Origin of the sequence: Sphingobium sp. PNB (assembly GCF_019873065.1) — a bacterium.
In the GTDB taxonomy this organism is placed as follows: Bacteria; Pseudomonadota; Alphaproteobacteria; order Sphingomonadales; family Sphingomonadaceae; genus Sphingobium; species Sphingobium fuliginis.
This window is the reverse complement of sequence record NZ_JAINEZ010000059.1, coordinates 22,585-33,093: the sequence shown is the minus strand read 5'-3', so window position 1 is coordinate 33,093 and position 10,509 is coordinate 22,585. Positions and strand designations below refer to the sequence as shown.

General features: G+C 68.1%; 7 protein-coding genes. 6 read left to right on the top strand and 1 reads right to left on the bottom strand.

Annotated elements, in window-relative coordinates; genetic code table 11:
• The 6 genes from K7W03_RS18210 to K7W03_RS18185 all read left to right on the top strand — a co-directional run.
• The coding region (locus K7W03_RS18210; protein ID WP_413469342.1) for a phospholipase D-like domain-containing protein at nt 1-1,174 on the top strand (1,174 nt) is incomplete at its 5' end.
• A gap of 219 nt (nt 1,175-1,393) precedes the next feature.
• The gene (locus tag K7W03_RS18205; RefSeq protein ID WP_025549455.1) at nt 1,394-2,902 is read left to right on the top strand and encodes a glycerol-3-phosphate dehydrogenase; all 1,509 of its coding nucleotides are present in this window, start codon (nt 1,394-1,396) and stop codon (nt 2,900-2,902) included.
• Nucleotides 2,899-4,365 (top strand): FGGY family carbohydrate kinase, encoded by a 1,467-nt coding sequence (locus K7W03_RS18200; protein WP_044661021.1) that lies wholly within the window; start codon nt 2,899-2,901, stop codon nt 4,363-4,365. Before K7W03_RS18205 ends, K7W03_RS18200 begins: the two co-directional genes overlap by 4 nt.
• Nucleotides 4,366-4,431: 66 nt before the next feature.
• The gene (locus tag K7W03_RS18195; protein ID WP_025549454.1) at nt 4,432-6,213 is read left to right on the top strand and encodes a diguanylate cyclase; all 1,782 of its coding nucleotides are present in this window, start codon (nt 4,432-4,434) and stop codon (nt 6,211-6,213) included.
• Between the two features lie 271 nt (nt 6,214-6,484).
• Complete coding sequence (locus K7W03_RS18190) at nt 6,485-7,873, top strand: porin (RefSeq protein ID WP_044661022.1); 1,389 nt, start codon at nt 6,485-6,487, stop codon at nt 7,871-7,873.
• 117 nt (nt 7,874-7,990) lie between these two features.
• The gene (locus tag K7W03_RS18185) at nt 7,991-10,294 is read left to right on the top strand and encodes a TonB-dependent receptor (protein ID WP_222886986.1); all 2,304 of its coding nucleotides are present in this window, start codon (nt 7,991-7,993) and stop codon (nt 10,292-10,294) included.
• On the opposite strand, the gene K7W03_RS18180 is transcribed toward K7W03_RS18185, so the two are convergent.
• On the bottom strand, nt 10,291-10,497 hold the full coding sequence (locus tag K7W03_RS18180) for a hypothetical protein (RefSeq protein WP_044661024.1): 207 nt from the start codon (nt 10,495-10,497) through the stop codon (nt 10,291-10,293). The two genes, K7W03_RS18185 and K7W03_RS18180, sit on opposite strands and share 4 nt — an antisense overlap.
• Nucleotides 10,498-10,509 lie beyond the last annotated feature (12 nt).

The window sequence follows — 10,509 nt, the reverse complement described above, 5'->3', positions numbered from 1 at the left end:
GGAGGGCGAGGGACAGATCGGCCTGTCGCTGCACGCCGACCGCCTGCGCGTGATCGAGACGGGACCGGCGTTGCGGCAGGCCCTGGTCGACCTGATCGACGGCGCGCGGGAGAGCCTGAAGCTTTATTATTATATCTTCGCCGCCGACGGCAGCGGGCAACTCATCCTCGACCGGCTGATCGCGGCGCGGGGGCGCGGCGTTGCGGTCACGCTGATGATCGACGCCTTCGGATCGGGATCGACGCCGCTTGCCTTCTTCGATCCGCTGGTGGCGGCGGGCGGGCATTTCGGCCGCTTCGGGGCGCGGCGCTCGACGCGCTACCTGATCCGCAACCATCAGAAGCTGGCGATCGCCGACGACCGGCGGCTGCTGACGGGCGGCTTCAACGTCGAGGACGGCTATTTCGGGATTCCGGCGGAGGATTGCTGGCACGACCTGGGCCTGCTGGTGGAAGGGCCGCAGGTGCAGGCGATGACAAGCTGGTACGGCCAGCTCTGGCGCTGGGTGTCGACGCGCAAGCAGCGATTCCGCACGCTGCGCCGCATGGTGCGCAACTGGCACAGCCCTCTCCACACCGCGCCGGGCGAGCCGATGCGCTGGGTGATCGGCGGTCCCACCCGCCGGCTCAGTCCCTGGGCGCAGCTTGTGAAGCATGACCTTGAGCGGGCGCGGCGGCTCGACATGGTGGAGGCCTATTTCTCGCCGGGTCGCGGCATGCTGAAGCGCATCGCCCGGGCGGCGCGGCGAAAGGGGTCGCGCCTCGTACTGCCCTCCAGGTCCGACAATGGCGCGACCGTCGCGGCGGCCCGCCTGCTCTATGGCCCGCTGCTGAGGCGCGGGGTGGAGATATGGGAATATCAGCCCTGCAAGCTGCACATGAAGCTGATCGTGGTGGACGACGCGGTCTATATCGGATCGGCCAATTTCGACATGCGCAGCCTGTTCCTCAACCTGGAGATCATGCTGCGCGTCGAGGACGCCGGTTTCGCGCAGGATATGCGCGCCCTGATCGACCGGCGGGTCGCGCAAAGCCGCCAGATCACGCTGGAAACGCACCGCGCCCAGCGCAGCCTGCCGACGCTGGTCAAGCAGTGGATCAGCTATTTCCTGGTCGGCGTGCTGGACTATACCGTGACCCGCCGGCTCAATTTCCGCGATCCGGATGCCGACTAGGGCCAATCGACATTCAGATGATGACGAGCCGAAAATGGTGGTTTTCCGTGACCCGGCGCGCAGCCTACTCAAGGTATGTGAGCACCGGAAGCACGGAAAAGCGTCATTTGCAAGCCGTCAGGGCTGAATGTCGATTGGCTCTAGCATCGGAACCGGCCTCTTGTCCGGGGCGGGTCCGTTTCGGTTCCCCCCGTCCCCGAAGCGCGCTAGGGTGGCGGCGTGACAAGGGATAAGGACCCGGCGGCCCATGATCTTGCCGTGATCGGCGGCGGCGTCAACGGCTGCGGCGTGGCGCGCGATGCGGCCGGTCGGGGTGCGCGGGTGCTGCTGCTGGAGCGCGGCGATCTGGCGCAGGGCACCTCCTCCGCCTCCACCAAGCTGATCCATGGCGGGCTGCGCTATCTGGAGCATCGGGAATTCGGGCTGGTGCGCGAATCGCTGGCGGAGCGCGAGCGGCTCTGGGCGATCGCGCCGCATATCGTCCATCCGTTGCGCTTCGTGCTGCCCTGGGTGCCGGGGCTGCGGCCGCGCTGGATGCTGCGGCTTGGCCTCTTCCTCTATGACCATATCGGCGGCCGACGCGCCCTGCCGCCGACCGAGAGCGTCGACCTGCGCCGTCATCCGGCGGGCCGGCCCCTGAAAACCGGCTTCGGCACGGCCTTCGTCTATTCCGACGGCTGGGTGGACGATGCGCGCCTGGTCATCCTGAACGCCCGCGATGCCGCCGACCGGGGCGCGGAGGTGCACAGCCGGACGGAGGTGCGGCGGCTGGAACGGGAAAGCGGCGGCTGGACCATATATGCGCGGGCGGCGGACGGAACGATGCCGCGCTTCCGCGCGCGCGCCGTGGTCAACGCCGCCGGGCCGCTGGCGCTGGACCTGCTCCATCGCGCCCATGGCGAAACGGACCGCCACATGCGGCTGGTGCGCGGATCGCATATCGTCGTGCCGCGCCTGTTCGACCATGGCTTCGCCTATTTCTTCCAACTGCCCGATGGCCGCATCTTCTTTGCGCTGCCCTATGAGCGGGACTTCACCCTGATCGGCACCACGGATCGCGATCATCGGGGACCGGTCGACGATGTCCGGCCCGATCCCGACGAGATCGCCTATCTCTGCGAAGGGGCGAACCGTTATTTCCGGAAGAGCATCGCGCCGCAGGATGTGCTGTGGTCCTATGCCGGGGTCCGCCCGTTGGTCGACGACGGTTCGGGAAGACCGGAGGCGGCGACGCGCGGCTATCGGCTGGAGCTTGATGCGCCGGACGGAGAGGCGCCGCTGCTGAGCCTGTTCGGCGGCAAGATCACCACCTACCGCCACCTCGCCGCGGAGGCGGTGGCGATGCTGAAGCCCTTTCTCCCCAGCCTGTCGGGCGGCGACTGGACCGCGAAGGCGGCGCTGCCGGGCGGCGACTTCCCGATGCAGGGGCGCGACCGGCTGATCGCGGACCTGGGCTGCGACTATCCTTTCCTGGACTATGCCTCGGCGGAGCGGATCGCCTGCGCCTATGGCACCCGCGCCTGGGAGTGGCTGGACGGGGCGCGGGACATGGCGGCGCTGGGCGCGCATTTCGGTCATGGCCTGACCGAGGCGGAGCTGCGCTATCTGGTGGCGCGGGAATGGGCGATGACGGCCGACGACATATTATGGCGCCGGACGAAGCTGGGGCTGCGTCTGGATGCGCGCCAGACCGCGCATGTCCGGGAATGGCTGGGGGAGAAGGCATGAGCGAACGGCCGATATTGGTGCTGGACGAGGGCACGACGTCGACGCGGGCCATGCTCTATGCGCCGGACGGGCGGCGGCTGGGCATGGCGCAGGCGGACCTCAGCCAATATTATCCGCGGCCCGGCTGGGTCGAGCATGATGCGGCGGAGATCTGGGACAGGACCCTGGCCTGCGCGCGCGACATGGTGGCGCTGGCGGGCGGGGCCGACCGTGTCGCCGCCATCGGCATCACCAACCAGCGCGAGACCGTGGTCGCGTGGGACCGGCGGACGGGCGAGCCGCTGGCCCCCGCCATCGTCTGGCAGGACCGCCGCACCGCCGATCATTGCGCCGCCCTGCGCGAGGCGGGCAAGGAGGAGGCGATCCAGCGGCGGACGGGGCTGGTGATCGATCCCTATTTCTCCGCGACGAAGATGCGCTGGCTGCTCGATCATGCGCCCGCCGTGGCGGCGGCGGGCAGCGCGCTGGCCTTCGGCACGGTCGAAAGCTGGCTGATGTGGAAGCTGACCGGCGGCCTGCATGTCAGCGATGCCAGCAACGCCAGCCGCACCCAGTTGATGGCGCTCGACGCCGCCGATTGGGACCGGGGGCTGTGCGACCTGTTCGGCGTGCCGCCGCATGCGCTGCCGGAGATCGTCGACAATATCGGCCCCTTTGGCGAGACGCAGGACCAATGGTTCGGCCGGCCGATCCCGATCCGGGGACTGATGGGGGATCAGCAGGCGGCGACCATCGGCCAGGCCTGCCTGACCCCCGGCGACGCCAAGGCGACATTGGGCACCGGCGCCTTCGTCCTTGCCCATATGGGGAGTAGCGTGCCGGTATCGCGGCACCGCCTGCTCGGCACATTGCTCTGTCGATTGCCGGGCGAGACGAGCTATGCGCTGGAAGGGTCGCTGTTCGTCGCGGGCAGCCTGATCCAGTGGCTGCGCGACGAACTGCGCCTGATCGCAACGGCGGAGGAAAGCGAAGCGATGGCCCGTTCGGTGCCGGACAGCGGCGGCGTCGCCATGCTGCCCGCGCTGGCGGGGCTGGGCGCGCCGCACTGGCGCGCCGACGCCAGGGGGGCGATCCATGGCCTGACGCTGGGCACGAAGCGGGCGCATATCGTGCGCGCGGCGCTCGAATCGCTGTCGCACCAGCTTCACGACCTGGCTGGCGCATTCGCGGCCGACGGCATGCCCTGGCGCGCCCTGTGCATCGACGGAGGAATGAGCGCCAATGACTGGATCGCGCAGGACCTGGCGGACATTCTGCAGCTGCGCGTGGATCGCCCCGCCGATGTGGAGACGACCGCCCGGGGCGCGGCGATGCTGGCGGCGGTGGGCGCGGGCCTGTTTCCCTCCCTTGCCGAGGCGGCGGGGGCCATGGGGGCGGAACGGCGAAGCTTCGCCCCGGCCCTGCCGGACGATGTCAGAGGCGAAAGGCTGGGGCGATGGCAGGCATTGCTGGCGTCGGCATGATTTTCCCCTGTGTAAAATCATCATCGTGAGTATATCTTAACGATAAGCGTCTAGGGCGGGGCGAACATGCAGACGTCTCTTCGACATCCTTCTTCCCGCGTGGAACCGGTTGCCCTGGGTTGCGCCTATTTCCTGGCGGCGTCGCTGGCGCTTGCCAGTTCACGATTCGAAGGGGGATTGGCCTTCATCTGGGGCGCCAACGCGCTGTTGATGGCCTATCTGCTGACATCGCGAACCGCTTCCTGGCCGTGGGCGCTGATCGCCTGCGGCATGGCCAGCGCGCTGTCGACCGCGCTGTGGGGGATGGGGACGCTCGCCGCCGTGCCGATGGCGGGCATCAACCTGCTGGAAGCGCTGATCGTCGCGTTGATCTGCCGCCGCTTCGCGCGAGGCGGGAAGTTCGCCGGTTCGATGCAGCCGCTGTTCGTCTTCATCCTGGCGCTGTGCGGTCCGGCCAATCTGATCGCGGGCCTGGCCGCCGCCACTGTCGCGTCGGCGCTGACGACGGTGTCCTTCGGCGCATCGCTGCTGCAATGGTATACCGGGCATGTGCTGGGCGCGCTGACCTGCACGCCGATCCTGATGATGCTGATGCAGGGCGAATTGCGGCGCTGGTTCGGCCAGACTTCGCGCAGGGGCAAGTGGGAAGCGCTGGCGCTGCTGCTGCTGTTCGCGCTGGCGACCGCCTTCGTCTTCTACGCGGCGCGCTATCCGATGCTGTTCGCGCTGCTGCTGCCGATGGTCGCGATGGTCTTCCGCCTGGGCAATCTGGGCGCGGCGGCTTCGGTCATGATCCTGGCCATCATCGGCGGCATGGCGACCATGACCGGTCATGGGCCGCTGTACATGATCCCCGGCACGCTGGGCGAGCGGATGCAGTTCTTCCAGCTCTTCCTGGCCTTCAGTTTCCTGCTGTCGATGCCGATCGCTGCGGAGCTGAACAGCCGCCGCCGCCTGTTCCAGATGTTGCAGGAAAGCGAGGCCCGCTATCGCGCCATTGCGGAAAATAGCGGCGACGTGGTGCTCAACATCAGCGTTGGCGGCGTGATCGAATATGCCTCCCCCGCGGCGGCCGAACAGATCGGCTGCGCGCCGGAACTGCTGGTCGGGCAGGACGCGGCCAATCTGGTCGACCCGGCGGACCGGGAACAGGTGATCGCGACGCTGGACCGGGCGCTGGAGCAGCCGGGCGAGGTGCAGACGGTGGAATTCCGCCCCTTCATTTCCGCGCAAGGCAGCGACTGGTGCGAGATGGTGGCCCGCGCCGTGGTCGACGAGCGCGGCCTGCCCACCGGCCTTGTCAGCACGATCCGCGACATGTCCCGGCACAAGGCGCGGCAACGCGCGCTTCAGCAGGTGGCGGCGCTGGATTCGCTGACCGGGGCGGACAGCCGCCGGGCCTTCCTCGAAAAGCTGGAGGAGGAGATGCTGCGCGTCCGGCATGGCGCGCGGGCCTGCCTGCTGCTGATCGACATCGATCATTTCAAGGCGGTCAACGACGGCTACGGCCATGGCGCGGGCGACCGCGTGCTGGCGGGCTTCGTCGAGCGGTTGCGTCCCGGACTGCGCAGCGTCGACAGCATCGGCCGTCTGGGCGGGGAGGAATTCGCCATCCTGCTGAGCGGCACCGACGTCGTGCGGGCGAGCATGATCTGCGAAAGGCTGCGCGAAATGGTCACGGCCCATCCGGTGCAGATCGATTCGGGCGAGGTGATCCCGGTGACGTTCAGCGCGGGACTGGTGGCGCTGGGCGGCCAGAGCGAGGGGCAGGCCGTGCTGGAGGCCGCGGACAAGGCGCTCTACAACGCCAAGCATAGCGGACGCAACTGCCTGCGATTGGCGGCGTAAGGTCAAGATCCTGACCCTTGCCGCGGATGCTCTCCGCGCGAACATCCATGCGCCCTTCGACCAAAGTAGTGCCTGATTCCTCCTGTCTGAACCGGGCTCTTGCGCGCCGCGCCCTTGCTTCGAGCGTCCGCGCAGGCGCCGCCTGCGGCCTGGAGCCATGCGTCCCTTCCTCCCAAGGGAGGAGGCCCTAAGTCCAATTTCCGCCGCGCCCTGCCGGCCTCAATCTCTCTTCAGCCGGGGGCATTGACCGGCACAAAAGAGGGAGGATGTTATGAAAAGGACGCTGCTCCTCGCGAGCGCGGCCATGGGGCTGCTTTGCGCGACTGCCACGCCGGCGATGGCCGGGACCACCGCCGATCTGCTGAAGCGGCTGCATGAAAAGGGAATCCTCTCCGACGAGGAATATCAGGAACTGCTGAAGAATGAGAGCGCGGAGGCCGCTGCCGCGCCGGCCGCGCCGCCGGTGACGCCGGATGCGTCGGGCGGCGGTCGGAGCGTCCGCATGACCGACAGCGGTGTCGGCTTCGAAATGGGCGACGTCACGCTCAAATTCTCCGGATCGGTCAATGGCTTCTACGTCCATGACAATGGCGAGGCGCCCAGCGCCACCAACAGCGTCGTCGGCGGCGTGGCGACGGTGGGTGGCAAGAGTTCGGCCATCCGCAACGGTCTGCTGCCCGGCTTCCTGAAGGTGGAGGTCATGACCAGGCAGGGCGGCTGGGACGTCGGCGCGCATTTCGGCATGTATCCGGGCATCAACTCCGTCAGCTATGCGGGCAGCGGCGCGAACAGCCCCGGCAATCCGCGCGGGCTCCAGACGGCGGGCATCGATTTCCGCCAGACCTACCTGACCTTCGGCCGTCCGGGCTTTGGCGAGGTGAAGATCGGCCGCGACATCGGCCTGTTCGCCTCGGAGCAGATCCTGAACGACATCACCCTGCTGTCGTCGGGCACGCCGGCGGGCAATGTCGCGCCGTCCAACACCACGCTGGGGCGGATCGGCGTCGGCTATATCTACACCGATTTCCAGCCGCAGATCACCTATACCACGCCCAGCTTCAGCGGCTTCACCGCCAGCATCGGCATTTTCGAGCCCTTGTCCTCGCTGACCGGACCGGACGAGGCCAACAAGGAGCCGGGCTTCCAGGGCAAGCTGGTCTATGACGGCAAGTTCGGCGGCGTGGGCACCCGCCTGTGGGCGGCGGGCATCCGGCAGAAGCATGATGTGATCGCCGGGCCGGACTATACGAGCTGGGGCTGGGACGCGGGCGCGAAGGTGACGGTGGGGCCGCTGACGCTGGTCGGCACCTATTATGACGCTTCGGGCCTTGGCACGACGGCGCTCAACCTGTTCGACACCGATGGGCTGGGCAACAAGCGCGACAGCCATGGCTTCTATCTGCAGGGGCTGGCGAGCTTCGGAAAATTCTCTGTCGGGGGCAGCTATGGCGAGAGCAATCTCGACTATGCCAATGCCGCCGACGCGCTGGCGAACCCGACGCTGGTGGACAAGAATTCGAGCTGGGTGGGGCAGGTCCGCTACGGCCTCACAAGCTGGGTCACGCTGCTGAGCGAATATGTCCACACCAGATCGGAAGCGCATAACGGCAATCAGGCCAGTTCCGACGCCATCGCGGCGGGGGCCATCCTGTTCTTCTGATCCCGACCGAAGGAACAATGTCACGGGGCGGGGCCGCATCCTAACAGGGATGCGGCCCCATTTTCATGGCTGGACAATGGCCTGGCCGTTGGGGAACAAAGAAGAAGAGGCACGGGGATGAGGAAGGGCATGTGGCTGGCCGGCGCGGCATGGGCGATTCTGGCGGGGCAGGCCACCGCGCAGAACGCATGGGCGGATACCGCCGGCGCCGATGCGGACCGGCAGCCGATCGTCGTCACGGCCCCCGGCGGCGCGATCGATGCCGACGATGCGCTGCGCCTGACCGGCGCGGACATCAGCCGCGCGGGAACGCCCGATCTGCTGGGCGCGCTCACCCGGTCCATCGCCGGCGTCACCCTGCAGGACGCGCAGGGCAATCCGTGGCAGCCCAATCTGGTCTATCGCGGCTTCACCGCCTCCCCGCTGCAGGGGCAGGCGCAGGGGCTGGCGGTCTATCTGGACGGCGCGCGATTCAACCAGCCCTTTGGCGACACGGTCGCCTTCGACCTGTTGCCGGAGGCGGCGATCCGCAGCCTTACCCTGTTCGACAGCAGCGCCGTCTATGGCCTGAACGCGCTGGGCGGGGCGATGGTGATCGACACCAAGACCGGGACCAGCGATCCGGGGCTGGAGGCGAGCCTGACCGGCGGACGCTTCGGTTCGCGGGAGGCGAGCGTGGCGGGCGGGTTCCGGAAGGGCGATTTCAGCGCATTCGGCGCGTTCCAGTACAGCCATGAGGATGGCTGGCGCGACCATTCGCCCTCCACCCTCCATAATGGCTATGCCGATCTGGGTTTCGACACCGCGAGCGGCGGGCTGCATCTGAAGTGGATCGGCGCCGACACGGACCTGACGGGCAATGGCGTCGCGCCGGTCGAGTTGCTGGCGGTGGACCGGCGCGCCGTCTTCACCTGGCCGGACAATGCCAGGGCGCGCTATGGCCGGATCAGCCTGCATCCCTGGGTCGGGCTGGGGGAAGGGACGCGGATCGAGGGCACGCTCTATGCGCAACGATTGAAGCTGCGCACGGTGAACGGCGACGCCGCCGACATAGAGGGGTGCGAAGACGGGCTGCTCTGCCTGGAGACTGTCGAGGGGGCGGACGAGGCGTTGCTGACCGATGCGGACGGCCGCACGATTGCCGATGTGCTGGGCGGCGAGGGCTATGGCGTGCTCAATCGGGGAAGGCTCGACAGCCGGGCGATGGGCGTGCTGGTCCAGATGATCGACGAGCGGCCGCTGTGGGGCGGGCGCAATCACCTTGCCATCGGCATGAGCTATGACACGAGCCGCAGCCGCTTCGGCGCCTCGACCGAACTGGCCGCGCTGACGGAGGATCGCGGCGTCGAGGGGCTGGGGCCGGCCATCGTGCAGGCGGACGGCGCGATCGGGCCGGTGGGTCTGGTCGCCCATGCCGGCTATTGGGGGCTGTTCGCGCAGGACCGGCTGCCGCTGACCGACCGGCTCTCGGCGGAGATCGGGTTGCGCTACAATCATGTGGCGATTGCGATGCGCGACCGGATCGGCACGGCGCTCAACGGCGATCATCGGTTCAGGCGGCTGAACCCCGGGCTGGAACTGGATTACCGGCTGACGGAGGGGCTGAACCTGCGGGTGGGCTATGCGGAGAGCAATCGCGCCCCGACGCCGGCCGAACTGTCCTGCGCCGACGAGAATGCGCCGTGCAGCCTCGCCAATTTCTTCATCGCCGATCCGCCATTGAAGCAGGTCGTCGCCAGGAGCTGGGAAGCGGGCGCGGGTGGGCAGGGCCGATGGGGCGGGTTCCGGCTGGAATGGCTGTTGTCCGCCTATCGCACGCGCAACCGCGACGACATTCAGTTTGTCGCGTCGGCGATTCGGGGGCGCGCCTGGTTCCGCAATATCGGCGCGACCCGGCGGCAGGGCGTGGAATTCACCCTGAAGGCGGTGCGCGGCGGCCTTTCGGGGGCGTTCAGCTATGCCTTCACCGATGCGACCTACCGCCATGACCTGGCGCTTTCCAGTCCCGCCAATCCGGCGGCGAACGGGGACGGGGTGATCTTTGTCCAGCCGGGGGACCGGTTGCCCGGCATTCCGCGCCACAGTGCGACGCTGTCGCTGGATTATGCCGGGCGCGGCTGGTCGGTCGGCGGCGACCTGATCGCGCGGACGGGGCAATATCTGGTGGGTGACGAGGGCAATGACCAGCCGCGGCTGAAAGGCCATGCGCTGGTCAATCTGCGCGCCGGGATCGACATGGCGCCGGGGGTGACGCTGTTCGGGGAACTGCGCAATGCGTTAGGCCGCAAATATGCGACCTTCGGCACGTTCAGCGACGTCGGGGAGGTGGAGATGGCGCAGGCCCCCGATGCGTCCAATCCGCGCGCCTATGGGCCGGGCGCGCCGCGCCGCTGGTATGCGGGGGTGAAGGCGCGGTTCTAGGCCTTGATGACTGGCTGGTCGACGAGGGGTTCCGGCTGCGGCGTGGCGACGAGGCCGATCGTCATCATCTCCGCGAAGTTCGCGTCGTCATGCCATTTGCGCGCGGCGGCCAGGGCGGCGTCCTGCGCGTGGCGGGACATTTCGGCGCCGGCGCGGCGTTCCCACAATTCCGCCTGTTCCCTGAAGAATTCCGACGTGGGCATCGCATCCTCCCC